The sequence below is a fragment of the Pseudomonas sp. GW821-FHT02H09 genome (assembly GCF_059421425.1).
The window spans coordinates 120,794-146,258 of the sequence record NZ_JBWKVA010000008.1 but is presented as its reverse complement, the minus strand read 5'-3'; the positions used below and the strand labels follow the sequence as shown (position 1 = coordinate 146,258).

Sequence of the window (25,465 nt, the reverse complement as noted above, 5' to 3'; positions counted from 1 at the left end):
CACTGGTGCTGAAGATTGCCGAAAAGTGCTGGTGATCGAGGTCAACGACAACCCGAACATGGACGCCGGCATTGAAGACGCCTACTTGCAGGACGATCTGTATTCATTAGTGCTTGAAGCGTTCGGCCGGCGCCTTGAACTCAAGCGCCGCGGGCAGAGCTGGTGAATCGCCGAAGCCCCTGCACCACCAGGTACAGCAATGGCCCGACGGAAACAAAGACTGCGGTGATCAGCAGATAAGGAAGCACCGAAAGCGCCGACTGACCGCGACTTCGCGCATCCTTGTACATCCAGACACAAGCCAGTATGGCCAGCAGATAGAGGTCGATCACCACTTGCGCGGTATCCGGGCGGGACATCAGGCTGATGCCAAAGTCGATCAGCGACTGTTCGGCCTGCAGCATGACCGATACGGTGTAGCCGGCGAAGGCGATAAGGGCAATCAAAGGCAGTGCGACAGACTTCATGTTTTCCTTCCTTGGGTAGATGAACAGGATTCGAAGATGACAGGATCCATCTATACGCTCCACCGAATTGGCCATTGACTTGCCATTAACGCCCGGCTACTTTCGAGCCATGACTTCGACCGTATTGCGTTCCCAGCCAAGCATTATTACCGCCATTCCTTATTTGGCGGGTTAGCTGACGGCTGCACCCAACCCGCCCTAGAGGCGGGTTTTCTCTATCTGTCTCCGGGGCCTCGAATAAAGCCAGGAGACGTCCATGAGCCCCCGCCAGAGCAGCCCCTCCGAGCAGTCGTTGCTTGAGCACTACGTAAAAAAGATCCTCGCCGCGCCGGTCTACGACCTGGCGGTGCGAACGCCTTTGCAACCGGCCCCGGCGCTGTCCGAATCGCTGGGCAACCAGATCCTGCTCAAACGCGAAGATTTGCAGCCGACCTTTTCCTTCAAGATCCGCGGCGCCTACAACAAGCTGGTGCAGCTAGGCGATAGGCAAAAGGCTTTGGGAGTCATCACCGCCTCGGCAGGCAATCACGCACAGGGTGTGGCGCTGGCGGCTCGGGAGCTGGGGATCAAGGCGACCATCGTGATGCCGTGTTCCACGCCTGAACTGAAAGTTCTCGGCGTTCGCACGCGCGGCGCTCAAGCGCTGTTGCACGGAGAAAGCTTTCCGTTCGCCTTGGCCCATGCATTGCACCTGGCTGAGGAAATGGGTTGCACCTTCGTCTCACCCTTTGACGACCCCGACGTGATCGCCGGCCAAGGAACGGTGGCCATGGAGATTCTGCGCCAACACCCCGGGCCGCTGGATGCCATCTTTGTTCCGGTGGGCGGTGGCGGTCTGATCGCCGGCATCGCGGCCTACGTCAAATACCTGCGGCCGCAGATCAAGATCATTGGCATCGAGTCGGAACACTCCAATTGCTTGCAGGCCGCCCTGCAAGCCGGGGAGCGGGTCGTGCTACCGCAAGTCGGGACCTTTGCCGATGGTGTAGCGGTCGCACAGATCGGTGCCTATGGCTATGAGATCTGTCGACTGCATGTGGATGAGGTGCTCACTGTCAGCAATGATGAGCTCTGCGGGGCGATCAAGGACATCTACGACGACACCCGTTCAATCACCGAACCTTCCGGAGCCTTGGCCGTGGCGGGAATCAAGAAGTACGTGGCGCAAACCGGCGTACGCGGCCAGACCCTGGTGGCGATCGACTCGGGGGCCAACATCAACTTCGACAGCCTGCGGCATGTTGCCGAGCGCGCAGCACTGATTGGCGGGTCGGCATGAGGAGCATTTCGACGAAGAGCAAGCGATATGCTTCTTCAGACTAAAAACTCCTCGGCTAGACCAAACTGCAAGTGCCCGGAGGCCAAATGGAGGCGTTTCAATTACAGATGAAAAAAGAGCTTACCGGGATCGGAAAAGCGGCCTAGTCTAGGGGGTGGCATTGCTCTTCAGGGTCGGTGGAGCGATGCAGGAAGCCATTCAAATGAGGTGGCTTGCGAGTACGCAAAGTACTGACTAACGCTGATTGGCAGTCCCACATAAAGGAGAAGGTCGTTATGTTTCTTTCTGCCTTGGAACTACGAAATATCATTGAAAGCAGTTTTCTACCCAAACGTTGCCAATGCACCTTGTCCCCGGATTTGTCGATGACGGTGAAGGTCTACGGCGACCACGAAACCGACCGCGTGGAATTGGTAGTCACAGGCATAAAAGCGGAGCGCCTTAATGGATGCCGCGAGATCAGCGATTTGCTCGCTGAGCTGCGCTATGACCTTGAGCACAACCCCGCTCACCAACCTGTCGTTGATTCAAGAGTGAAAACGCATTAACCGATAGTTTCTTCGCGCTCGACCGACAAGCGCTTGGTCTGGATGAACCCCAGACCAAGCGCGAGTTCGACCACCACCGGCAGCAAGATCCCGGGCCCGGCATGACCGTTGAGCCATTCGCCAAGCCCCAGCGTTGCCAAGCCGAAACATCCCACCACAAAACCTGTACTCAATGCTCTGCGCGTACTCGAAGGTGGCGCCCGTCGAGCCCGATAAAGCATCACGCCCAATGCCAGAAACAACACCGCGGTACGCCTGGACACCAGACCGGTCGCGCTGGAGTACTCGACACTCCATATCGACAGCAGCTCATCCGGCCAAAAGCCCCACACAAACGCCAAGACGAAACTCAGCACAGCGGTGAAAGTAGCGAGAGTGCGAAAGGTGAACTGCATGGCGGACCTTGCGGCAGTAAGGGATGAGCGCAAGAATACCGCCTGACCGCTGCCAGGAACATCGCTCAATGGCCATCTCTCAGCTCAGGACAAACCAGCGCTGTACGGAGTGGCACCACTTAGCTCTGATATTGACAGGCATCCGACAGCTTGAGGTAGGTGATTTCCTCCAGTTTGCCCGCCGTATCGATGAACTTCATGTCCGCGGTCACTACTTTGCACTCCAGTGTTGACGGCTCAGACATGGAAACCACCTTGGCAATATCCAACGACATTCCGTAGTGATAAGGCACGGCTTGGACGGCAGTGTCGGTTGTGTCGGCCTGTACCGCACCGGCAGACGCAAAAAAGGCGAGGGCGCCTGCAACCAACAACGTACGACTGTTCATGAGAGTTCTCCTGAATGCTCTGAATCGCCAGTCCGACGTTAATGCGATGTCGAACACGCCGCGCAGAGCGTCAGAAATTTCTGCGCTAACGCGGTCCTGTCTACTTTTGGACTGCAGGATTAACCGATTATTAAGTAGGGAGCTAACAATTGGTGGGTTTTCAGTCTCCGTAAAAAGAAGCCAACGAACGTCCGGCTAAAGGGGCAGGTTGCGTTGACGCGCACCCAGCGTGTGGGCGCGCGCGCGAGGTCCGCTATGCTGTGGGGCAAACCAATCACAGGAGTGAACCATGCGTGTACTTGCCACCAACAGTCAGGATGATTTCCGCGTCAAAGCCTATGCCGGCACCAACGGGGTGTTACTGGCGATGGACCTCGCCGAATCCAGGCGCAAAGGATTACTGGGCTTTGCCATCGAGAAACAGCAGGACAACAAACCCTGGCTGTTTCTGTTCAATAGCCTGACCTTCCCCGGCAAGGCCCACACGCTCCCTGAGTACCAGGCCACACCAAGTGATATCGCGCCTCTGCAAAAATTTCGCTGGGCCGATTACGCCGTCAATCCAGGTGCAACCATCCACTACCGCGTTCATCTGGCCTATGGCAGTGTCGATGCGCCGCAACTGGGTGAGTCACTGGAAGTGACGGTCACCGCCGACAACGGCCAGCCGCTGGGTCAGAGGGTTATCTTCAACCGCGCCGTGGCGGCCAGTCAGGCGTTTTCACGCAAATTCGCCGATCTCGACGCGCTGCTCAGTGCCAACAAGAACCTGCCCATCGAAGCCTGGCCCGACGCGCCGCGCCAATGGCTGGAAAACGGGTTGCTGGAAGAGCTCCTTGGCTTTATCGAACGCGCCGTGGACGGTCAATGGGCGATGGACATCGCCATCTACGAATACCAGTTGCAGTCGATCATCGATGCGGTCAACGCCGCGTTCAGCCGTGGGGTGAAGGTTCGAATGCTGTATCATGCGCAGCCGGGTGATAACGACACCACGATGAACGAAGCGAGCCTGGAAAAAATCCCTTCGGCGAATAAACGTGGTCGCGTCACTCACAATATCTTCCATGACAAATTCATTGTGCTCAGCCAGCTCGACCCGGCTGGAGAATACAAGCCTGAAGCGGTGCTCTGCGGCAGCACCAACTTTACCTCCAATGGTGTTTATCGTCAGGCTAACGTGGTGCATGTACTGGACGACGCTCGTGTGGCAGCCAGCTACCTGCAAGTGTTCGAGCAGATCTGGGCGGCACCGGCGGATGTCGGCGCCACCCGCCAATGGCTGACGCAAAACAACCCTATGGATCCGGCACAGCCATTGTTCGCCGGGTTTTCGCCGCGCTCTGGCGAGGGCGATCTGCATGAGTTCGTCGACATCATCAACGCAGCAAAGAAGGACGTATTGTTCGTCACCGCATTCGCGCTGCCGGACGAGATCCTCAATGCCTTGCTCGGTCAACCGCACGATGACGTGTTGCGCTTCGGTCTGCAGAACACTGCCAGCCGGATCACCGGTTTCCATGCCGACCGCACCGCAGAGTTTGCCGCCACGGCGCTGCTGAACACCGGTCTTGAAGGTTGGCTCAAGGAGGGTTTGAAAGGCCAGAAGGGCAACCTGCTGGTGCACACTAAAGCGATCATCAGCGACTTCACCAGCGATGCCCCGGTGATCATCAGCGGCAGCCACAACCTCAGCGTCGCCGCCAGTGACGGCAATGACGAAAACTTCCTGATCATGCGCGGCGATACCGACCTGGCCGATCGCTATGGGCTGGAACTGCTGCGTTTCTACGAGCATTACCGGTTTCGGTACTTTGCCAAACAACTGGCGCTCAAACAGGTCCAGCCTTTGGCGGTCGATGATAGCTGGAGTGATCCTTATTATCTGGAGGACGATTTGCGGATGCTCTCGCGGTTGCGTTTCTCTGGACGCTAATGGCGTGTGCCGTAAAAGATCGCAGCAAAACCATTACTTGCCCATAGCCTTACGGTATTGGCGGGTGCGTCTGGAGATATACAACTGATCCAGAATCAACGCGAACAGCGCTGAAACCTTCGGTTTTGGTGCGCGGCCGCGGCTCAGGCGGTGCATCTGAAAGCGCACCATCGCCATAGTCGCGAGGGAAGCCATGGGTTTGCGTTTCCAGAGCACGGGTGGCAATTGGGGATGACTGTGCTGGCCGTTGCGCCATTGTTTTGGCAATTGCGGTTCCAGCGCCAGGGCAGTGGCAATCCCGGCCATGGCGATGCCGCTGTCCAGGACCTGCTGAACGATCGGTAAACGGCGGATGCCGCCGGTGACCATCACCGGCATTTTTGCCTGCGTCGCCAATTCACTGGCCATCTCCATGAAGTACGCCTCGCGAGCGAGTGTGCGACCGTCTCGGGCTTCGCCTTGCATGGCAGGCGCCTCATAACTGCCGCCTGACAATTCGAGCAAATCCACCGCAAGCGGGTTGAGCAACTCGATGACCTGGCGGGCATCGTCAGCATCGAAGCCACCTCGCTGGAAGTCGGCGGAGTTCAGCTTGACCGCCACACAGAACCCCGGCGAAACCCGTTGGCGAACGGCGTTGATTACCGCCACCAGCAGACGTGCGCGGTTCTCCAGCGAGCCGCCCCAGCGGTCGGTCCGCTGATTGCTCAGCGGCGAGAGAAACTGGCTGATCAGGTAGCCATGCGCGGCGTGAATCTGGACGCCGGTAAAACCGGCTTGCTCCGCAAGCCAGGCGCTGGTGGCGAAACGCTGGATCACTTCTTCAATATCGTCTTCGGTCATCGGCTTGGGCCGGGCGAACATTTTCGAGAACTGGCCCAGCTCCAGGGCGACAGCGGATGGTGCCCAGGCTTCTTGACCGAGATTGGCCATGGTCTGTCGACCGGGGTGGTTGAGCTGTACCCAGAAGTGCGCGCCCCTGGCCCGGCCGATAGCGGCCCATTGGCGGAATTTTTCCAGGTGACGATCATCTTCCAGCGCCACGCCGCCGGGGCCGGTCATCGCGCGACGGTCGATCATCACATTGCCGGTGAGTAGCAGGCCAGGCTCACCGTCGGCCCACGCCTGATACAGCCGTATCAAGGCTGGGGAGGGCGCCTGCTCGGTATCGGCGAGGTTCTCCTCCATCGCGGCTTTGGCGATGCGATTGCCGATCGTCTGACCGTTGGGCAAATTCAACGCTTGGAAGGGTGACATGCTTGACTCCTCATCGGTGGAGAGTAGAGGCTAAGCTTAAAGTTAACTTTAATGTCAAGCGTGCAAATGAGGCCTTTATGAAAATCGGTGAGTTGGCGCTACTGAGCGGGTTCGCCGCTTCGCGCATCAGGTTTTATGAGGCTCAGGGACTGATCCGTCAGGTCTACCGTCGAACCAATGGTTATCGCGAATATCCACCTCAGGTGTTGCAGACGCTGAAAATCATCCAGTGCGCGCAACAGGCAGGCTTCACCTTGCAGGAGCTCAAGCAGTTATTGCCGGGCGGCGTGCAGGGTGATTGGAATCGTGATGAGTTGCTCGCCAGTCTGGAAAGCAAGGTCGAGCAGATTGAAGAGATGCAACGGCACCTGGCCCAGAGCAAGGCCAAGCTGTTGGGCGTCATCGATACCATCAGGGTGCGGCCAGACGGCATGCCCTGTGATGAAAATGCCGAGCGGGTGTTGGCATCGCTCAAGGGCCCTCAGTAACCTGTGGCAAGGGAGCAAGCTCCATCGCCACCCCCGTTTCGGTTTACTCAACACCCAGGGAAAAAGACCGAGGCTTTGGAGTCGGATTACGCATCAGCGTGCCGACCACCAGCGCCGCCAGCAGCGCCAGCAAACCCGCGACCCACAGCACCACGCTGAAGCCGCCGACAAAGGCCTGGCGGGCCAGTGGCTCGACGGCCGGACGTGCCGACTCCGGCAGTTGGCTCAATGCCGCAGGCATGTCGCCGGCCACCACTCGTGAGGCGATGCTCTGCGCTTGCCCGAGCCACTGCGACGCTTCAATCGTCAGGCTGCCTTGCAGCAACTGTTGGGTATGGCTGGTCAGCAGTGCACCGAATACCCCGATGGCCAGCATGATCGCGCTGAAGCGCATGGTGGTGCTCATGCCCGAAGCCATGCCGGCGCGATCCCGAGGCACACAGGCCATGATGTTTTTCTGCGTATCACCGTTGAGCAGGCCGGCACCGGCACCGGTCACGGCAATCGCCAGGGCAAAGCTCAGGTAGCCACCGTGGTTGACTGCCCAGGCGCTGAGCAGGTTGCCGCTACCCACCAGGGTCAAGCCGGCAGCCATCAGCGTGGCAGGGGCGAAGCGGGTCGCCAGGCGTGCGCCAATGCGTGGGCAAATCAGCATCGTCAACGCGAACGGCAACATGCCCAGCCCGGAAGCGATCGCCGAGAAGCCCAAACCGTTCTGCAGGTAAAACGGCAGTAGGGTCATCATCACTTGCGCGCAACCGGCATAGGCGAACATCCCCAGCAGCGCACCGATAAAACGCGGATGCCTGAACAGTTGCAGATCAACCATGGGCCGTTGTTGCAGCCGTTCGATTACCACGAACATGCCGAGCAACAGTGCGCCACCGAGCAATCGGGCATAGGTCATCGGGTTGCTCCAGCCGACCCGGTTGGCTTCAATCAACCCCCAGATCAGACACAGCAGGCTGGCGCTGAAAGCCAGACTGCCCCAGGGATCGAGGCGTGCAGCTCCGGTATCTCGAGACTCCGGCACGGCGCGCCAGACCATGGTTATCAACAGCAAACCCACCGGCAGGTTGAGGTAAAAAATCCAGCGCCAGCCGATGAGCCCGGTGATCAAGCCGCCGATGGTCGGCGCTGCAGTCATCGCGACCCCCATACACATTCCCCAGAACGCCCAGGCGTTGGCCCGTTCCACCTCGTCGTGAAAGGTGTGGCCAATGGAGGCCAGGGCTGAGGTCAGCAGCAGTGCCGCACCGACGCCTTTGACTGCGCGGGCGATGTCGAGGAACAGCGCAGTGGGCGCCGCGCCGCAACCGATGGAGGCGAGGATGAAAATTCCCAAGCCACAGAGCAGGGTTTTCTTGCGCCCAAAGCGATCGGCGATACTTCCGGCGGGCAACAGCAACGCGGCGAAGGCCAGCATGTAAGCACTGACCACCCATTCGATGTCGACAAAATTCGCGCCCAGATCCCGGGCGATACTCGGCAAGGTGACAGCGACGATATTGGTGTCGAGCACGATCAGCGAGCAGACCCCGGAAGCGGTCAACAGCGTAAGGCGCGGGCTGACTCGGCTCATGGCGTCACCAGCCCTGGTACCGCGATCTTGTCATTATTCAGGATTGCTTTTCGGGCAATGCTTTGCGACTGCTCGGCGGCGAGCGCTGTTTTCAGGCTGAAACAGGTGGTCAGCACCAACGCAAGAGGTTTGACGCGCATGGCTTGAGCTTTCTACTGTGGAGGTTCGGCCAGCTTATCCCGCGTTCTACGGTGCTCTATTAGCTGAAGACGAGCTTTTCATTACCTTTGAGCTAATCAAGTTATGGATATACGCCATTTTCGCTACTTTCTAGCCGTTGCCCGGCAGCGCAATTTCACCCGTGCCGCAGAGCAACTGGGCATCGCGCCGCCGACCTTGACTCGACAGATTCAGGACATGGAAAGCGCGCTGGGGACTCGATTGTTCCTGCGTCAGCAGCGCGAGGTCAGTCTCACCGAAGCCGGCGCTGTCCTGGTGATCGAGGCCGAGGCGACAGTGCGTCAGTTCGAGTTGGCCCAGCACAGTGCCCAGCGGGCCGGGCGCGGTGAAATCGGTCATATCGAATTGGGTTATGTGGCGTCGGCGGTGTACTCAGGCTTGCTGCAAAAACAGGTACTGGGCTTTAGCCGTGAATACCCGGATGTCAGCCTGAGTGTGCGGGAAAGTCCGATGGCAGCGTTGCCGGGGTTAGTCGCTGACGGGCGTTTCGACATAGGCTACATCCGCTCGCCCATGACCTTGCCCCAGGAGCTGGAAGCGATTCACCTGAATGCCGAGGGCTTTGTTCTGGCGCTGACGGCCGAGTCCTGGTTGTGCCGTTTGCAGGACATCACGCCTGAGCATTTGCAGAACCAGACGTTTATCCTCCCCGAGCAAATCAGCGGGACCTTGCAGGTCGCGGCGCAAGGCGGTTACGCGCCGCAATTGGGGCCGCAACCGGGCGGGCTGGTGGCGGTGATTGCGCTGGTGTCGTTGGGGCAGGGCGTGGCAGTGGTGCCCGAGTCGGTAGTCGGGCACGTCAGCTTGCCGAACGTGGTGTACCGGCCAATCAAAGGCAGCGAGGCTGGCTCCTGGTTGTCGCTGATCCATCGCCGCTTCGAAAAGGCCCCGGCGGTGGCGCGTTATATCGAGCGGGTTAAAGGCAGTCCCGGTGGCTGAGGGACCCAAAGTACAGGCGGCATTCACTGATAAAACGTATACCGATCCTTGCCCGTATGCTTTGACTCATACAGCGCCCGATCGGCCTTGATCAGTGCCAGATTCAAGGTGTCGTGCTCTTCGACCCGCGCAAGGCCCATGCTGATGGTCACCGGGTGGCCGGTCGGTTCATCGCGCACCACGCGGCAAAGGTTCGCCGCCAGTGTTTCGACGTCTTCGCGACGTACACCGGACAGGTAGACTCCAAACTCTTCACCCCCCAGACGGGCGTACTCGAAGTCGGCCATCACGGTCTTGATGGCGGCGGCGACGCGCTTGAGCACTTCGTCACCAATGTCGTGGCCGTACAGGTCATTGACCTTCTTGAAGTTGTCGACATCAATCATGGCCAGATAGTGATCGCGCTGGCGCGGTCCATGTTCCAGTTGATTGTTGGCGGCGGCCATGAACGAGCGACGATTGGGGATGTCGGTCAGGGCATCGACGTAAGCCTGGTCGAGCAGAAGCTTCGACATGATGTAGTTGTGCAGCTTGGCCTGACGCAGTTTGAGGAAGGTATAAAGCGTCAGCGCGGTGAGAAACACCCCATAGAAAAACACCATGGTGCCCTTGAGTTCGAATACCGAGGTGTTGGTCATGAAGAACGGGTTGAGGACGACCCAGGTGAGCAGGGTGGCGCCGAAGAACGACCATCGATTCAATGGCAGCACCGAAGCACTGTAGAGAATGCTCGATGCCGCCAGGATCAGCCAGCCGGGGTGCAGGTCCATGGGCAGGCCCTCGATCACCAGGCGAACGCCGAGGGTTATCACCAGCACAAAGACCAGGTTGATCCACTGGAAGTGTCGGGCGTTACGGGTGAAGCCCAGGGTGATAGAGATGACCACCAGAGCGATGAGGAACATCATCGAGTAGACAGTGAACCCCTGACCGCCGCGCACGCTGACGATCAGGTCGAAGAGCAGCCAGATGGAAATGCTCGCCATGTAAATCAACACGCAAAAGCCGTGCAACCGTTCGAAATCATCCTGGGCGAATTCAGCCTTGAGGGCCGCGGGTGTAGATTGTTTGAGGACTTGCGCTTCAATGGTCTTGAGCATTGCTGGCCCAGGCTTTGCGGTGGTGGTCGAGAATCCGCTTGCTTCAGGGACGATAGCGCAACTCGAAGAGGGTTGTCGTGCGCTGACGTCTTCGGACCGCTGCCCGCTTTTGACCTGCCTCGCCCTCATTTGTGGCCCCACTACCCGCGAGCTGTAGCCAACGGTAGCGTTCATTCTGTGTGCCTTTCGTGACACGTTCCGGGCACGTTCCCTCATCCCATTGATTCAAAACACTTTTCAATCCCTCCAGGATTTCTGGCACAGGCTATGGCACACTTTCTGCTGTCTATTCCGTTGTTACATACTAGGTTCCGGTATAACGGAATACACATCACCCTGGAGTGCCTGTCATGCATCACCGACCTTCCTTGTTTAAAGCGTGTGTTTTTCTCTTCGCTGCTGTGACGTCTGCTGTGGGTGTCGCGCAAGCGGCGGATAGCAAGCTCGATAGCGTGTTGAAGCGCGGGCATTTGATTGTGGGCACGGGCAGCACTAACGCGCCGTGGCATTTCCAGGGTGCGGACGGCAAGTTGCAGGGTTTTGATATCGATATCGCGCGGATGGTTGCCAAGGGTTTGTTCAATGACCCGAGCAAGGTCGAGTTCGTGGTGCAGTCCTCCGATGCGCGGATTCCGAACCTGCTGACCGACAAGGTCGACATGAGTTGCCAATTCATCACCGTAACCGCCAGCCGTGCGCAGCAAGTGGCATTCACCTTGCCGTACTACCGCGAAGGCGTCGGTCTGTTGCTGCCGGCCAACAGCAAGTACAAAGAGATCCAGGACCTGAAAGCGGCTGGCGACGGCGTAACCGTTGCGGTGCTGCAAAACGTGTACGCCGAAGAGCTGGTGCATCAGGCGCTGCCCAAGGCCAAGGTCGATCAGTACGACAGCGTCGATTTGATGTATCAGGCAGTGAACTCTGGCCGCGCCGACACGGCAGCCACCGATCAGTCGTCGGTCAAATACCTGATGGTGCAGAACCCCGGCCGCTATCGCAGCCCGGCTTACGCCTGGAGCCCGCAGACCTATGCCTGCGCAGTCAAACGCGGCGATCAGGACTGGCTGAACTTCGTCAACACGACTTTGCATGAAGCCATGACCGGCGTTGAGTTCCCGACGTACGCGGCGTCCTTCAAGCAGTGGTTCGGTGTCGATCTGCCTACCCCGGAAATCGGTTTCCCCGTCGAATTCAAATGAAAACTACTGCGGGCTTCGCGCAAAATACTGCGTTGAAAACAGACTCGAAATGCTCATTGACTAGTCAAGTCGGGTGCGACCCCAGCCGTTTCTCGCCTGTTCTCGCCTTGTCTTTCCTTCGCTCGCTACGTTTCCAATTGTTTTAATGCGCAGCGGGGTGGCGCTGGTCGCGCCCCGCTCAAGGTACTGCTGACCATGAACTATCAGTTGAACTTTGCCGCCGTATGGCGTGATTTCGACACCTTGCTGGCGGGGCTCGGACTGGGCCTGGAGCTGGCGCTGGTGTCGATCGCCATCGGTTGTGTGATCGGCCTGATGATGGCGTTTGCTTTGTTATCCAGGCATCGCTCGCTACGGGCCATGGCGTCGGTGTATGTGACGGTCATCCGCAACACGCCGATTCTTGTGTTGATTCTGTTTATCTACTTTGCCTTGCCAGGTCTGGGTATTCGGCTGGACAAGGTCCCCTCGTTCATCATCACCCTGTCGCTGTACGCCGGGGCGTATCTGACCGAAGTGTTCCGCGCCGGATTGCTGAGTATTCCCAAGGGCCAGCGCGAAGCCGGGTTGGCGATCGGTTTGGGTGAGTGGCAAGTACGGGCCTACGTCACGGTGCCGGTGATGCTGCGCAATGTACTGCCGGCGCTGTCGAACAACTTCATTTCGCTGTTCAAGGACACCTCGCTGGCGGCAGCGATTGCCGTGCCGGAGCTGACCTATTACGCGCGCAAGATCAATGTCGAGAGCTACCGGGTCATCGAAACCTGGCTGGTGACCACTGCGCTCTATGTCGCTGCCTGTTACCTCATTGCCATGCTGCTGCGTTACCTGGAGCAGCGTCTGGCGATTCGTCGTTAGGAGGGCTCATGTACGAATCTCCAAGTTGGTTGCACGAGTTGTGGGTCGCTCGCGATACCTTGTGGTCGGGATTTTTGACCAGCGTTGAGTGTTCAGTGCTGGCGATTCTGCTCGGCACCTTGGTCGGCATCGTTGCCGGGCTGGTGCTGACCTACGGCAAGTTCTGGATGCGTGCGCCATTTCGCTTTTACGTCGACCTGATCCGCGGCACACCGGTGTTTGTCCTGGTGCTGGCTTGCTTCTATATGGCGCCGGCGCTGGGTTGGCAGATCGGTGCGTTTCAGGCCGGTGTTCTGGGCCTGACGCTGTTCTGCGGTTCCCATGTCGCCGAAATTGTGCGCGGCTCATTGCAAGCGTTGCCGCGCGGTCAGATGGAGGCGAGCAAGGCTATTGGCCTGACGTTTTACCAGTCTCTTGGCTACGTGCTGTTGCCTCAGGCACTGCGGCAGATCCTGCCGACCTGGGTCAATTCATCGACCGAGATCGTCAAGGCTTCGACCTTGCTGTCGGTGATTGGTGTGGCCGAGATGCTGCTCAGTACCCAGCAGATAATCGCCCGGACCTTCATGACCCTGGAGTTTTACCTGTTCGCCGGTTTTCTCTTTTTCATCATCAACTACGCCATCGAATTACTCGGCCGGCATATTGAAAAGCGGGTGGCTTTGCCATGACTCAAGCTCAAGTTTCGATTCAAACCCTGTCGAGCCCAAAAGAAGCCCAGGCCCTGCTGAGCATTCGCGGGCTGCACAAACAATATGGCCAGCTCGAGGTACTCAAGGGTGTTGACCTGGAAATGCAGCGCGGCAACGTGGTTACGCTGATCGGCTCCAGCGGCTCGGGCAAGACCACGCTGCTGCGTTGCGTGAACATGCTCGAAGAGTTTCAGGGCGGGCAGATCATGCTCGATGGCGAGTCCATCGGTTACGACGAGGTCAATGGCAAGCGCATACGGCATCCGGAAAGGGTCATTGCCCAGCATCGGGCCATGACCGGCATGGCGTTCCAGCAATTCAATCTGTTCCCGCACCTGAGCGCATTGCAGAACGTCACGCTTGGGCTGCTGAAGGTCAAAAAGCTGCCGAAGGATCAAGCGGTCGCGCTGGCTGAAAAGTGGCTGGAGCGCGTTGGCTTGCTGGATCGGCGCGACCACTATCCGGGCCAATTGTCCGGAGGTCAGCAACAACGCGTGGCGATTGCCCGGGCGATTGCCATGAACCCGAGCCTGATGCTGTTCGACGAAGTGACCTCGGCCCTGGACCCGGAGTTGGTGGGTGAAGTGCTGAGTGTGATCAAGGGCCTGGCCGAGGACGGCATGACCATGTTGCTGGTCACCCACGAAATGCGCTTTGCCTTTGAAGTCTCGGACAAGATCGTTTTCATGAATCAGGGTCGCATCGAAGAGCAGGGGCCACCCAAAGAGTTGTTCGAGCACCCGCAATCGCCGCGACTGGCGGAATTCCTCAAGAACACTCGATTCTAGTTTTTATATTCAACTTGGTTTTTTAGCAGGAGAAACATCCATGAGCATCACTCGTTACGGCACCGGTAGCACCGCCGGTGGCGGCCAGCCACGTCCTTTCGCCCGCGCAGTCGAAGCCGATGGCTGGTTGTATGTGTCTGGCCAGGTCCCGGCGGTGGATGGCGAGATCATCATTGGCGGGATCATCGAGCAGACTCACCAGACCATGCGCAACTTGATCGCCATCCTTGAAGAGGCCGGTTATGGCCTGGAAGACGTGGTGCGTACCGGCGTATGGCTGGAAGATCCACGGGATTTCTGGAGTTTCAACAAGGTGTTTTCCGAGTACTTCGCCAGCGAACACGCCCCTGCGCGGGCCTGCGTGCAGGCGAACATGATGGTCGATTGCAAGGTTGAGATTGATTGCGTTGCGTACAAGAAAAAGGCCTGAACACTGATGATCGTTCCCACGCTCTGCGTGGGAATGCATCCCGTGACGCTCCGCGTCACATCCAAAGCGGACGCAGAGCGTCCATGGCGGCGTTCCCACGCGGGAGCGTGGGAACGATCATTAGCGGTAAACTCCCCGGTGAATTTGAATGGGAATCCACTGACATGACCGAAGACACCATCAAGCGCCGGGCTCGCGGGTTGGACCGGGCGTTCGATATCCTCGATTTCCTCAAGGAAATCGGCCAGCCACTGCGCCCCAACGATATCGCCAGCGGCATCGGCAGCCCGAAGTCCACCGTCTATGAACTGGTTGCATCCCTGCTCGAACGACGGATTCTCGAGCCGGTGGGCAAGGACGGTCATGTCTATCTGGGCCGCCAGCTGTACTTCCTCGGTCAGGCGCACTTACGTCATTTCGACCTGACCCGCGAGGCTGACCACGCCTTGCAGGAAATCGTCAGCCAGACCCGTGAGACCGCACAAATGTGCCTGCTCAACGGGCGCAAATACACGGTCGCGCTGATGAAAGAAGGTGAGCGGCATTTTCGGATTTCCTCGGACATCGGCGAGAACGCGCCGATCCCCTGGACCGCCTCCGGGCGTTTGCTGCTCAGCCATTTGAGCGATCAAGAGATTGTCGACCTGATCGATCACGACGACTTCATCCTGCCCGACGGTGAGCGCTTGCCGCTGGAAAACTTCCTCAAGGAAATTCGTCAGGCCGGCATCGATGGGTTCTTTTCCTTCGACAGTGTGGCCGACACCTTTACCCATTGCTTCGCCGCACCGGTGAAGGACGAGCGCGGCATTTGCATTGCAACCCTGTGCATCGTCGCCCCGCGGGCCGATGCCAAGAACAATTACAACGACTACCGCCGGGTGCTGATCGACAGCGCGAACAACCTGGCCCGTCGCATCAACGAATAGCAGCGGTTGCTCGCGGCCGCGTTTGTGAGGAGTTAGATCATGCCTTCTACCTTGAATATCGCTGCCGTGGAGAAGGGCGCCGCCCAGCCCGGTGTCAACCTGGTGCGCGACGTCAGCCTGCCGGCTCTGGTGCTGCACCGTGATGCGCTTGAGCACAACATTCGCTGGATGCAGGACTTTGTCAGCAACAGCGGCGCAGAGCTGGCACCCCACGGCAAAACCAGCATGACCCCGGCGCTGTTCCGTCGTCAGTTGGCGCAGGGCGCCTGGGGCATCACCCTGGCCACCGCCGTGCAGACCCGTGCGGCCTACGCCCATGGCGTGCGTCGGGTGCTGATGGCCAATCAATTGGTCGGCGCACCCAACATGGCGTTGATCGCCGAGTTGCTGGCCGATCCGCAGTTCGAATTTCACTGCATGGTCGATCACCCGGACAACGTCGCCGACCTCGGGGCGTATTTCGCCGAGCGCGGTGTGCGTCTGAACGTGATGATTGAATACGGCGTGGTTGGCGGCCGTTGCGGTTGCCGCAGCGAGCAGGAAGTGCTCGATCTGGCGAAGGCCATCAAGGCGCAACCGGCGCTGGCCCTGACCGGCATCGAAGGTTACGAAGGGGTGATCCACGGCGATCAGGCCGTGAGCGGGATTCGTGAGTTTGCGGCCTCTTTGGTCCGCCTGGCGGTTGACCTGCAAGACAGTGGCGCCTTCGATATTGCCAAGCCGATCATCACCGCTTCCGGTTCTGCGTGGTATGACTTGATCGCCGAATCCTTTGAGGCGCAGAACGCCAGCGGACGTTTCCTCAGCGTGTTGCGCCCCGGCAGTTATGTGGCCCACGACCATGGCATCTACAAAGAAGCGCAATGCTGCGTGCTGGACCGTCGAAGCGACTTGCACGAAGGCTTGCGCCCGGCGCTGGAAGTCTGGGCCCACGTGCAATCATTGCCGGAGCCGGGTTTTGCGGTGATCGCTCTGGGCAAACGCGATGTGGCGTACGACGCCGGTTTGCCGGTACCGCTATTGCGATATCGGGCGGGTGTGGTACCCGCCAGGGGCGACGACGTCAGTGCCTGCAAGGTGACCGCGGTGATGGATCAGCATGCGTTTATGACTGTGGCTCCCGGTTGCGAATTGCGCGTGGGCGACATCATTTCCTTCGGCACCTCGCACCCGTGCCTGACCTTCGACAAGTGGCGCACCGGCTGTTTGGTGGATGAGCAGTTGAATGTCATCGAAAGCATGGAAACCTGTTTCTAAGGTTCAACACCGAGTCGCAGCCATCGCGAGCAAGCTCGCTCCTACAGGAGATCACCTACCCCTGCAGGAGCGAGCTTGCTCGCGAAGGCGGCCTGCCAGACGCCGCAGAATCATCGGAGCTCTCCAAACATGAATACCATCAGCAATCTCGGCCCCAACCCTCCGCGCATTGCACTGATCGGCGAATGCATGATCGAGTTACAGCAGCGCGCTGACGGCAGTCTGCAGCAAAGCTTTGGTGGTGACACGCTGAATACTGCGGTCTATCTGTCTCGCGAATTGGGCGATGCGGCGACGGTGGATTACGTCACGGCCCTGGGGGATGACAGCTTCAGCGAGGCGATGTGCCAAAACTGGGCTAGCGAAGGTATTGGCCTGAGCATGGTCCAGCGCCTGCCGGGGCGCTTGCCCGGTTTGTATTGCATCCAGACCGATGCCCAGGGCGAGCGGCGCTTTCTCTATTGGCGTAACGAAGCGGCGGTGCGTGACTGCTTCACCACGCCTGCGGCCACGCCGATTCTGGCGGCATTGCCGGACTACGACGTGCTGTATTTCAGCGGTATCACCTTGGCGGTGCTCGGCGTGCAAGGACGAGAGAAGTTACTGGAGACCCTGATTGAAGCCCGGCAACAGGATGCGCGAATAGTCTTCGACAACAATTACCGGCCGCGCTTGTGGGCATCGGTCGAGGATGCGCAGACGGCGTATCGCAGGGTATTGCCGTATGTCGATCTGGCGTTGCTGACGCTCGATGACGAGCAGGCGCTGTTCCGGTTTTCCGATAGTGCAGCCGTGTTTGCCGCCTATGAGCAGATCGGCATCCCGGAAGTGGTGCTCAAGCGCGGCGCCGAGGCGTGTTTGATCCGTTGTGAAGGCGAGAATTTTGAAGTGCCGGCGCAGGTGGTCGAGCAGGTGGTGGACACTACGGCGGCGGGGGATTCGTTCAGTGCAGCGTATCTGGCCAGCCGACTCAGTGGGGGGAGCCCGGTGCAAGCGGCAGAGGCAGGGCATCGATTGGCGAGCCGGGTGATTCAAGTGCCTGGGGCGTTGATTCCTAGAGATTAGGCTGGGAATGGCCGCCTGCTGCGCATTCGGATCGCGAGCAAGCCCGCTCCCACACTGGATCGCATTCAACTGCCAGATCCATGGTCGACGCAGGTCTAATGTGGGAACGGGCTTGCTCGCGATGAGGCCCTTGAAGACACCTGATCAATCCCGATAAAACACCTGCACCAGGTGATAGCCAAACTTGCTCTTGATCGGCCCATGCACGGTGCGCAGCGGTTTTTTGAAGATCACTTGATCAATGGCCCCGACCATCTGTCCTGGCCGCACTTCACCCAGGTCGCCGCCGCGTTTACCGGAGGGGCAGGTGGAGTACTTCTTGGCCAACACGTCGAACGCTTCGCCTTTGGCGATGCGTTGCTTGAGTTGTTCGGCCTCTTCGGCCGTTTTCACCAGAATATGGCGGGCTTGAGCTTTCATGGGGCATTACCTTGAAGCGGTGCTGTCAGCGGGGCGCGCGATTATGCCCGAAACTCAGGTTTTCTGGCTGATCATCGTGCGAATCTTGTTGGCCAGCAGGTCGATGGAAAACGGTTTGGCGACCATGTCCATGCCGTTCTCAAGAAACCCTTGGCGTTCGAGGGCTTTTTCGGCGTAACCGGTCATGAACAGCACCTTCAGTTCGGGTCGATACTGGCGGGCGATTTCTGCCAGTTGTCGGCCATTCATGCCCGGCAGGCCGACGTCGGTCACCAGCAGGTCGACCCGCAGGTCGGACTCCAGCAGCGGCAGTGCAGCTTTGGCGTCTTGAGCTTCATGGGTGCTATACCCCAGTTCATCGAGCACATTGAGTACCAACATACGCACCGCCGGGTCGTCCTCCACCAATACCACTGTTTCACCAGCAATGGCTGGTGGCGTTTCCTGGGGGGCGATTGCCTGGATCTGCTCCACTGGCGCAAGGTAAAGCCGGGGCAGATACAGGCGCACGCTGGTGCCTTGGCCCGGGAGGCTGGTAAGGCTGACATGGCCACCGGATTGCTGGGCAAAACCATAGATCATCGACAAGCCCAGGCCGGTGCCCTGACCGATGGGTTTGGTGGTGAAAAACGGCTCGAACGCTTTGGCCAGCACCGAAGGGCTCATGCCGCTGCCGTTGTCGCTGACGCCAATCATCACGTAGTCGCCGGCCTTGACCGGTTCCACGGTGCTGATGTCAGTCCCGTCCAGGTAGCTATTGGAGGTTTCGATCAGCAGTTCGCCGCCATTGGGCATGGCATCGCGGGCGTTGATCACCAGGTTGAGCAGGGCATTTTCCAGTTGGCTGACGTCGGTGCTGACCGGCCAGACTTCGGCCGCCATCTGTAGCTTGAGTTCGATGTGATCGCCTTTGGTCCGGCTGAGCAGGTCTTCCAGCGAGTGCACCAACTGATTGGGGTCGATGGGTTTGCGGTCCAGCGATTGCCGTCGGGAGAACGCCAGCAGCCGATGGGTCAGGGCCGCGGCGCGGTTGGCGGAGGACACGGCGGCGTCGGTGAAACGGCCAATCTCGGCGCTGCGCCCATCAGCGATATAGCGCTGCATCAGATCAAGGCTGCTGATGATCCCGGTAAGCATGTTGTTGAAGTCATGGGCAATGCCGCCGGTGAGCTGGCCGACGGCTTCCATCTTCTGCGCATGACGCAACGCGTCTTCGGCGCGCTCGCGTTCGATCATTTCGTTTTGCAGTCGCTGGTTGGTTTCGGCCAGTTCCCGGGTCCGGGCGGCGACACGCTCCTCCAGTGTTTCGTTGAGGTTACGCAGGGCTGCTTCGGTCCGTTTGCGCTCGGTTTCATCGATCACAAAAATGTAGAAGCCATTGATCGCGCCGTCGGCAGCGTAGCGTGGCAGATACTTCATCAACGCATGGCGCGGGCGACCGTCACGGTGAAAGGACTCGGCCTCGAAGCTGCAAGGTTTACCGGCCAGGGCAGCAGCGATCTGCTCGGCGCGGTCGGCGTAGAGCTCGTCGCCGATCACTTCGCGAATGGTTTTGCCATACAGCTCTTGTGGGGTCATGCCGTACCAGTCCAGGTACGCGGCGTTGTTCAGCCGAAAGCGCTCTTCGCGATCGACATAGCCGATCAGCACCGGCATGGCGTTGATGATCAATTGCAGCTCGGTCTGGCTTTGGCGTAGCGCTTGCTCGATCTGTTTGCGATCCGTCAGGTCCAGTGCGGCACCGAGGAAGCGGGTCGGCCGGCCATGGTGATCCTTGTAGCAGCGTCCCCGGGCAAACACCCAGCGCAGCTGGCCGTCGGGTTGCAGCAGGCGGTATTCCTCGGAATATTCGGTACCGTGGGTGATGCAATGTTTGATGCTGCGGGCGAGCATGGCGCGATCTTCCGGGTGCACACCGGCCAGGTATTCGCTAATGGGCAGTTGATCGGCCAGCACCGGATTGACGCTGTGCAACTGGGCAAAGTGGGCGTCGGCAATGAAGCGGTCTTCACGGATATTCCAGTCCCAAGTGCCCACGGCACCTGCGGCAGCCAGTGCCAGCTGCAGCCGTTCTTCGGACTCGTGCTGGGCCTTGATGCTGGCTTCGGAGCGCATTTTCAGTTCCAGCGCGACCCGGCGACGTTCATTGGTCTGGATGGCGGTGACCAGAATCCCGGCGACCAGTCCCTGTTCGTCGCGGATCGGGCTGTAGGTCAGGTCGAGCCAGAGCTCGGACTTGCGACCAAGGTGTTGCAGGTTAAAGCGCTGTTCGCTGTAGGTTCGCACCTGGCCTTGCAGGACGGCGTGGTAAATGGGGGCTGTGAAGTCTTCGAGTTCCGGCCATATCAAGTGCGTCGGCTGTCCGAAAGCCTGCGGATGCTTGTGGCCGGCCAATAGGGCGAAGCCGTCGTTGTAGATTTGCGTGAGCTGCGGCCCCCACAGCAGCAACATTGGCATGGGCGAATGAATCACGATATCCACGGCCGTGCGCAGGCTTTGCGGCCAGTTGGAGGGAAAGCCCAGGGGGCTGTGCGCCCAGTCCAGCCGCGCAATCAGTGCCTGGGCTTCACTGTCGGTGGACGATTCATTCATCTGAGGGGTCCTGAATGGGGGCCTGATCTTTTTGCTGCTTCCACGCAATAGACGTTTAATACCTCAAAAAGTCGCATTAATGGGTGACTTCTATTCAATCGGATATTTCGCGGGCAAGCCCGCGAAAGCCATTTTTCAGGCGACGGGAAGCCCGGATTCTACACCTTCAACTCCACCCGATCCCGAAACTGCTCCAATGCCTCTGGATTGGCCAGAGCATCGGTGTTTTTCACCGCCAACCCGTGCACCACATTCTTCACTGCCAGTTCAACAATCTTGCCGCTGATGGTGCGCGGAATATCGGTGACGGCGAGGATTTTCGCCGGCACGTGCCGCGGCGTGGTGTTGGCGCGGATGACCTCGCGAATGGCTTGCTCAAGCGCTTCATTGAGTTCAACGCCTTCACGCAGTCGTACAAACAGCACCACTCGCACATCGTCCTGCCAGCTCTGGCCAATGGCGACGCTTTCCACGACCTGCTCGATCTTCTCCACTTGCCGGTAGATTTCCGCGGTGCCGATGCGCACGCCGCCGGGGTTGAGCACCGCGTCGGAACGGCCGTGGATCATTACACTACCGTGGGGCAACTGTTCGGCATAGTCGCCCTGCGCCCACACTCCCGGGAACTGGCTGAAATACGAGGCGCGCAGTTTTTCCTGCTGCGGGTCGTTCCAAAAGCCGATTGGCATGGCCGGGAAGTGGCGGGTGCAGACCAGTTCACCTTTCTCCCCGACAATCGGCTGGCCGGCGTCGTTCCATACTTCGATGGCCATGCCCAGGCTCTTGCCCTGCATCTCTCCACGGCGTACCGGTTGCAGCGGATTGCCGGCCACAAAACACGAAACGATATCGGTGCCGCCAGACATCGACGACAGACACAGTTCGCTTTTGATCTCGCGGTAGACATAGTCGTAACTGTGCGGTGACAGCGGCGAGCCGGTGGACAGCAGGCTTTTGAGACTGCTCAGATCGTGGCTGCGACGCGGTTGAACGCCGGCGCTTTCCAGGGCCGCAAGGTACTTGGGGCTGGTGCCGAATACGCTGATCTGTTCACTGTCGATCAGGTCGATCAGATGTTCCGGTCCCGGATGAAACGGTGAGCCGTCGTACAGCACCACGCTGGCGCCAACGGCCAGTGCCGAGACCAGCCAGTTCCACATCATCCAGCCGCAGGTGGTGTAGTAGAACAGCCTGTCGTCGTGACCCAGGTCAACGTGCAGCCCGTGCTCCTTGACGTGTTGCAGCAGTACGCCGCCGGTGCTGTGGATGATGCATTTCGGTACACCGGTGGTGCCGCTGGAGTAGAGGATGTACAGCGGATGTTCAAAGGGTACGGCAACGAATTCGGGCTCGCCGCCCGCCTGATAGAAGTCACTCCAGATCGCCACATTGGCCGTGGTCCGGAAGTCCTCGACGCGCGCCTGACCTCGCGCGTAAGGCACGATGATCAATTGCTGCAGCGACGGCAGGCGTTCGAGAATCTCGTTGACCTTCGCCGTCTGGTCGATCTCTTTGCCCGCATAGCGATAGCCGGCGCAGGTGATCAGCACCTTGGGTTCGATCTGACCAAAGCGATCGATCACTCCCTGGGTGCCGAAGTCCGGCGAAGAGCAGGACCAGATCGCCCCCAGGCTGGTGGTGGCGAGCATGCCGACCAGGGTTTGCCAGGTGTTGGGCATGCAGGCGGCAACCCGGTCGCCAAGGCCGACGCCGGCCGCTTGCAGGCTCTTTTGCAGACCGGCGACATGGCTGGCCAGGTCGGCGTAGGTGAGCTGTTCGCGCTGACCATTCTCGCGGATGGCGATCACCGCCGGGTACTTGTCACGGCGACGCAGCAGATGCTCGGCGAAGTTCAGCGTGGCGCCGGGGAACCAATGGGCGCTGGGCATCTGTGGGCCTTCGACCAGCACTGCGGTAGGCGCTGCGTGAAATTCGATGTCGAAGAAATCGACGATGGCCTGCCAGAAGTCTTCGCGCCGATCGATGCTCCATTGGTGCAAGGCCGGGTAGTCGGCGATTTCAAGATCGTGTCGGTGATTGATGAAGCGCCGAAAGGTCTCCATCCGGGTCTTGCTGATTCGCTCGGCGCTGGGTTGCCACAAGATTTCGGACATAGATCGCCTCTTGTTTTTTAGAATGTGCCTAACAGATCGTTCCCACGCTCCGCGTGGGAATGCAGCCCGTGACGCTCTGCGTCACAAGAGCGGACGCAGAGCGTCCAATGAGGCATTCCTTTGCTGCGCGTGGGAACGATCATCTAGTTGAATCAGATTAAGGTCTTACTGCGCCAACCACCCGCCATCGACATTCCACGCTGCGCCACGCACCTGGCTGCCGGCGTCACTGCATAAAAATAGCACCAGCTCACCCAGCTGCGGTGGCGTGACGAACTCCAATGAGGGCTGCTTCTCGGCCAGCAGATCATGTTGCGCCTGCTGCGGATCGACACCTCTGGCTGCGCGATCATCGATCTGCTTCTGCACCAGCGGGGTCAGCACCCAGCCCGGGCAAATGGCGTTGCAGGTAACGTTGCTGGTGGCGGTTTCCAGGCCGACCACCTTGGTCAGACCGATCACCCCGTGCTTGGCGGCGACATAAGCGGCCTTGCCCACCGAGCCAACCTGGCCGTGCACCGAGGCGATATTGACGATCCGCCCCCAGCCTTTGGCGCGCATACCCGGCAGGCTCAGGCGGGTGCTGTGGAATACGGATGAAAGGTTGATGGCGATGATCGAGTCCCAGCGTTCCACCGGGAAGTCCTCTACGGCGGCCACATGCTGGATGCCGGCGTTGTTCACCAGGATGTCGACGCCGCCGAATTCGCGCTCGGCATAGGCGATCATCTCGGCGATCTGTGCCGGGTCGCTAACGTCGGCCGGATGATGGCCGACCTTGCCCCCGAACTGCCTGACCTCGGCAATCACCGCACTGGCGTCGCCGAAGCCGTTGAGGATCAGGTCGGCACCGGCCTTGGCCAGGCTCAGGGCCAGCCCTAAGCCAATGCCGCTGGTGGAACCGGTGACTAGCGCGGTCTTGCCCGTAAGATTCGTCATAGATGCCTCACACAATGCCAGTGGCGTAGAAGGTTCCGATTACCATGAAAACTGCCAGGGTCTTGATAATCGTAATGCAGAAAATATCTTTATAGGCCTCACGGTGGGTCAGTCCGGTGACCGCCAGCAAAGTAATCACCGCGCCGTTGTGCGGCAGGGTGTCCATTCCGCCGCTGGCCATGGCCGCGACCCGGTGCAGAACTTCCAGCGGAATATTGGCCGCATGGGCGGCGCTGATGAAACTTTCGGACATCGCCGCCAGGGCAATGCTCATACCGCCCGATGCCGAGCCGGTGATGCCCGCCAGCAGTGTGACCGTGATGGCTTCATTGACCAGCGGATTGGGAATGCTCTTGAGCCAGTCCGCCAGCACCAGGAAGCCTGGCAGCGAGGCGATCACGGCGCCGAAGCCGTATTCCGATGCGGTATTCATCGCGGCCAGCAGCGCGCCGCTGACTGCACTTCGGCTGCCTTCGGCGAGTTTTCCGCGGATCGCCTGGAAGCCGAAGATCAGCACCATGATGATGCCCACCAGCAGTGCGGCCTGGACTGCCCAGATCGCCGTGAGCTTGGCGATGTCGGTTTGCACTGGTGCGGACATGCCCGGCAGGCTGAGGCTGTGGGTCTTGCCATACCACAGCGGAATCCAGCGAGTGAACAGCAGGTTCATCAGGCCCACCAGCAACAGCGGCGAGAGGGCGATCCATGGGTTGGGCAGCTTGAGGTCTTCAGCGGTTTGCGGCTCATTGAGCAGCTCTGTGCCGTAGCCTTCGCCAGTGTGTTGGGCCTTGTTGCGCTGGCGTTGCAGAAACAGCATGCCGGCGCAGAAAACGAAGATCGCTCCGATCACGCCGAGCCAGGGGGCGGCCCAGGCGGTGGTGTTGAAGAAGGTGCTGGGGATGATGTTCTGGATTTGCGGGGTGCCGGGCAGGGCATCCATGGTGAAAGAAAACGCGCCGAGGGCGATGGTCGCCGGGATCAGCCGTTTCGGGATATTGCTCTGTCGGAACATCTCGGCGGCAAACGGATAGACCGCGAACACCACCACGAACAGCGACACGCCGCCGTAGGTCAGCAGGGCGCAGACCAGCACAATGACCAGCATCGCCTGACGAGTACCGAGCAAGCGAATGGCGGCGGCGACGATTGATCGCGAGAAACCGGACAGCTCGATCAGCTTGCCGAACACCGCGCCGAGCAGGAACACCGGGAAATACAGTTTGATGAAACCGACCATTTTCTCCATGAACACCCCGGTAAACGCGGGGGCGACGGCGGAAGGATCAGTCAGGAGTACCGCGCCGAGGGCGGCAATTGGAGCAAAGAGGATAACGCTGTAGCCACGGTACGCCGCGAGCATTAGCAACGCGAGGGCTGCCAAGGCAATGATCACACTCATGGTGTGTCTCCTGGATTGTTATTTTTGTAGGGCGAAGCTTTTGTGGTTGAAGGTATAGCCAGTTTCGTGCCATCGATCTAACTGGTTGAAATAACTGGTTTTTTTACCCGTGGTTTTCCAGAGGGAGGAGTAGGTGTCTCTAATTAGAGACGAATAACCCGATCGTTCCCACGCTCTGCGTGGGAATGCATCAGGTGACGCTCTGCGTCACGCTTCGAATTGG

General features: G+C 59.3%; 24 protein-coding genes and 2 pseudogenes. 14 read left to right on the top strand and 12 right to left on the bottom strand.

The features are described 5' to 3' along the window. Window positions 1-22 precede the first annotated feature (22 nt). Window positions 23-166, top strand: a pseudogene (locus AC07VR_RS13010) (hypothetical protein); the annotation flags it as partial. Here the strand turns inward: AC07VR_RS13010 and AC07VR_RS13005 are convergent. Continuing rightward, on the bottom strand, window positions 141-467 hold the full coding sequence (locus AC07VR_RS13005; RefSeq protein ID WP_494993255.1) for a DUF2834 domain-containing protein: 327 nt from the start codon (window positions 465-467) through the stop codon (window positions 141-143). The pseudogene AC07VR_RS13010 and the gene AC07VR_RS13005 overlap by 26 nt on opposite strands. Before the next feature lie 292 nt (window positions 468-759). Here AC07VR_RS13005 and ilvA point away from each other — a divergent pair. Together ilvA and AC07VR_RS12995 are read left to right on the top strand one after the other, a co-directional pair. Beyond that, a pseudogene (gene ilvA, locus AC07VR_RS13000) lies at window positions 760-1,728 on the top strand (threonine ammonia-lyase, biosynthetic); the annotation flags it as partial. 293 nt (window positions 1,729-2,021) lie between these two features. Then, window positions 2,022-2,294 carry a DUF1652 domain-containing protein gene (locus AC07VR_RS12995; protein ID WP_494993254.1) on the top strand — a complete coding sequence of 91 codons (273 nt, stop codon included), beginning with the start codon at window positions 2,022-2,024 and terminating at the stop codon, window positions 2,292-2,294. Here the strand turns inward: AC07VR_RS12995 and AC07VR_RS12990 are convergent. Both AC07VR_RS12990 and AC07VR_RS12985 read right to left on the bottom strand, forming a co-directional pair. Continuing rightward, window positions 2,291-2,689 (bottom strand): hypothetical protein, encoded by a 399-nt coding sequence (locus AC07VR_RS12990; RefSeq protein WP_494993253.1) that lies wholly within the window; start codon window positions 2,687-2,689, stop codon window positions 2,291-2,293. The genes AC07VR_RS12995 and AC07VR_RS12990 overlap by 4 nt on opposite strands. Before the next feature lie 119 nt (window positions 2,690-2,808). Then, window positions 2,809-3,078, bottom strand: coding sequence for a DUF2790 domain-containing protein (locus AC07VR_RS12985; protein WP_494993252.1), 270 nt, complete (start codon window positions 3,076-3,078; stop codon window positions 2,809-2,811). A gap of 289 nt (window positions 3,079-3,367) precedes the next feature. Here AC07VR_RS12985 and AC07VR_RS12980 point away from each other — a divergent pair, with 289 nt between their 5' ends. After that, on the top strand, window positions 3,368-5,014 hold the full coding sequence (locus AC07VR_RS12980; protein ID WP_495011453.1) for a phospholipase D-like domain-containing protein: 1,647 nt from the start codon (window positions 3,368-3,370) through the stop codon (window positions 5,012-5,014). A 33-nt stretch (window positions 5,015-5,047) separates the two neighbouring features. On the opposite strand, the gene AC07VR_RS12975 is transcribed toward AC07VR_RS12980, so the two are convergent. Further along, complete coding sequence (locus AC07VR_RS12975; RefSeq protein WP_494993250.1) at window positions 5,048-6,271, bottom strand: NADH:flavin oxidoreductase/NADH oxidase family protein; 1,224 nt, start codon at window positions 6,269-6,271, stop codon at window positions 5,048-5,050. Between the two features lie 77 nt (window positions 6,272-6,348). Between AC07VR_RS12975 and AC07VR_RS12970 the strand changes: the two genes are divergently transcribed. After that, window positions 6,349-6,759, top strand: coding sequence for a MerR family transcriptional regulator (locus AC07VR_RS12970; RefSeq protein WP_495011452.1), 411 nt, complete (start codon window positions 6,349-6,351; stop codon window positions 6,757-6,759). 43 nt (window positions 6,760-6,802) lie between these two features. Here AC07VR_RS12970 and AC07VR_RS12965 read toward each other — a convergent pair whose 3' ends face one another. Beyond that, window positions 6,803-8,341, bottom strand: a complete 1,539-nt coding sequence (locus AC07VR_RS12965) for an MFS transporter (protein WP_495011451.1) — start codon at window positions 8,339-8,341, stop codon at window positions 6,803-6,805. Beyond that, complete coding sequence (locus tag AC07VR_RS12960) at window positions 8,338-8,481, bottom strand: hypothetical protein (protein WP_495011450.1); 144 nt, start codon at window positions 8,479-8,481, stop codon at window positions 8,338-8,340. The genes AC07VR_RS12965 and AC07VR_RS12960 overlap by 4 nt, the downstream gene beginning before the upstream one ends. Window positions 8,482-8,584: 103 nt before the next feature. Between AC07VR_RS12960 and AC07VR_RS12955 the strand changes: the two genes are divergently transcribed. After that, window positions 8,585-9,460 carry a LysR family transcriptional regulator gene (locus AC07VR_RS12955; protein ID WP_495011449.1) on the top strand — a complete coding sequence of 292 codons (876 nt, stop codon included), beginning with the start codon at window positions 8,585-8,587 and terminating at the stop codon, window positions 9,458-9,460. A gap of 23 nt (window positions 9,461-9,483) precedes the next feature. Here the strand turns inward: AC07VR_RS12955 and AC07VR_RS12950 are convergent, their stop codons facing one another. Then, on the bottom strand, window positions 9,484-10,560 hold the full coding sequence (locus tag AC07VR_RS12950; protein WP_494993369.1) for a GGDEF domain-containing protein: 1,077 nt from the start codon (window positions 10,558-10,560) through the stop codon (window positions 9,484-9,486). A 350-nt stretch (window positions 10,561-10,910) separates the two neighbouring features. Between AC07VR_RS12950 and AC07VR_RS12945 the strand changes: the two genes are divergently transcribed. From AC07VR_RS12945 to AC07VR_RS12910, 8 genes are all read left to right on the top strand, one after another. Then, window positions 10,911-11,759 carry a transporter substrate-binding protein gene (locus AC07VR_RS12945; protein ID WP_494993245.1) on the top strand — a complete coding sequence of 283 codons (849 nt, stop codon included), beginning with the start codon at window positions 10,911-10,913 and terminating at the stop codon, window positions 11,757-11,759. A gap of 195 nt (window positions 11,760-11,954) precedes the next feature. Continuing rightward, on the top strand, window positions 11,955-12,617 hold the full coding sequence (locus AC07VR_RS12940; RefSeq protein WP_494993244.1) for an amino acid ABC transporter permease: 663 nt from the start codon (window positions 11,955-11,957) through the stop codon (window positions 12,615-12,617). Window positions 12,618-12,625: 8 nt separating this feature from the next. After that, a complete protein-coding gene (locus AC07VR_RS12935) occupies window positions 12,626-13,288 on the top strand; it encodes an amino acid ABC transporter permease (RefSeq protein ID WP_494993243.1) in 663 nt (220 codons plus the stop codon). Continuing rightward, window positions 13,285-14,097, top strand: a complete 813-nt coding sequence (locus tag AC07VR_RS12930) for an amino acid ABC transporter ATP-binding protein (protein WP_494993242.1) — start codon at window positions 13,285-13,287, stop codon at window positions 14,095-14,097. The genes AC07VR_RS12935 and AC07VR_RS12930 overlap by 4 nt, the downstream gene beginning before the upstream one ends. A 40-nt stretch (window positions 14,098-14,137) precedes the next feature. Further along, window positions 14,138-14,527: a RidA family protein gene (locus AC07VR_RS12925; RefSeq protein ID WP_494993241.1), complete on the top strand. Its 390-nt coding sequence runs from the start codon at window positions 14,138-14,140 to the stop codon at window positions 14,525-14,527. A gap of 164 nt (window positions 14,528-14,691) precedes the next feature. Next, window positions 14,692-15,456, top strand: coding sequence for an IclR family transcriptional regulator (locus AC07VR_RS12920; RefSeq protein ID WP_494993368.1), 765 nt, complete (start codon window positions 14,692-14,694; stop codon window positions 15,454-15,456). Between the two features lie 39 nt (window positions 15,457-15,495). After that, window positions 15,496-16,713: an amino acid deaminase gene (locus tag AC07VR_RS12915; protein ID WP_494993240.1), complete on the top strand. Its 1,218-nt coding sequence runs from the start codon at window positions 15,496-15,498 to the stop codon at window positions 16,711-16,713. Window positions 16,714-16,842: 129 nt separating this feature from the next. Further along, the gene (locus AC07VR_RS12910) at window positions 16,843-17,778 is read left to right on the top strand and encodes a sugar kinase (RefSeq protein ID WP_495011448.1); all 936 of its coding nucleotides are present in this window, start codon (window positions 16,843-16,845) and stop codon (window positions 17,776-17,778) included. Window positions 17,779-17,922: 144 nt separating this feature from the next. Here AC07VR_RS12910 and AC07VR_RS12905 read toward each other — a convergent pair whose 3' ends face one another. The 5 genes from AC07VR_RS12905 to AC07VR_RS12885 form a co-directional block, all read right to left on the bottom strand. Next, window positions 17,923-18,198 carry a peptidylprolyl isomerase gene (locus AC07VR_RS12905; RefSeq protein ID WP_007932676.1) on the bottom strand — a complete coding sequence of 92 codons (276 nt, stop codon included), beginning with the start codon at window positions 18,196-18,198 and terminating at the stop codon, window positions 17,923-17,925. 54 nt (window positions 18,199-18,252) lie between these two features. Then, window positions 18,253-20,790, bottom strand: a complete 2,538-nt coding sequence (locus AC07VR_RS12900) for a PAS domain-containing hybrid sensor histidine kinase/response regulator family protein (RefSeq protein WP_495011447.1) — start codon at window positions 20,788-20,790, stop codon at window positions 18,253-18,255. Between the two features lie 158 nt (window positions 20,791-20,948). After that, a complete protein-coding gene (locus AC07VR_RS12895; RefSeq protein ID WP_495011446.1) occupies window positions 20,949-22,904 on the bottom strand; it encodes an acetoacetate--CoA ligase in 1,956 nt (651 codons plus the stop codon). A 165-nt stretch (window positions 22,905-23,069) separates the two neighbouring features. After that, window positions 23,070-23,843: a 3-hydroxybutyrate dehydrogenase gene (locus AC07VR_RS12890; RefSeq protein ID WP_494993236.1), complete on the bottom strand. Its 774-nt coding sequence runs from the start codon at window positions 23,841-23,843 to the stop codon at window positions 23,070-23,072. Window positions 23,844-23,850: 7 nt separating this feature from the next. Continuing rightward, a complete protein-coding gene (locus tag AC07VR_RS12885) occupies window positions 23,851-25,242 on the bottom strand; it encodes a GntP family permease (RefSeq protein WP_494993235.1) in 1,392 nt (463 codons plus the stop codon). Window positions 25,243-25,465: the final 223 nt, after the last annotated feature.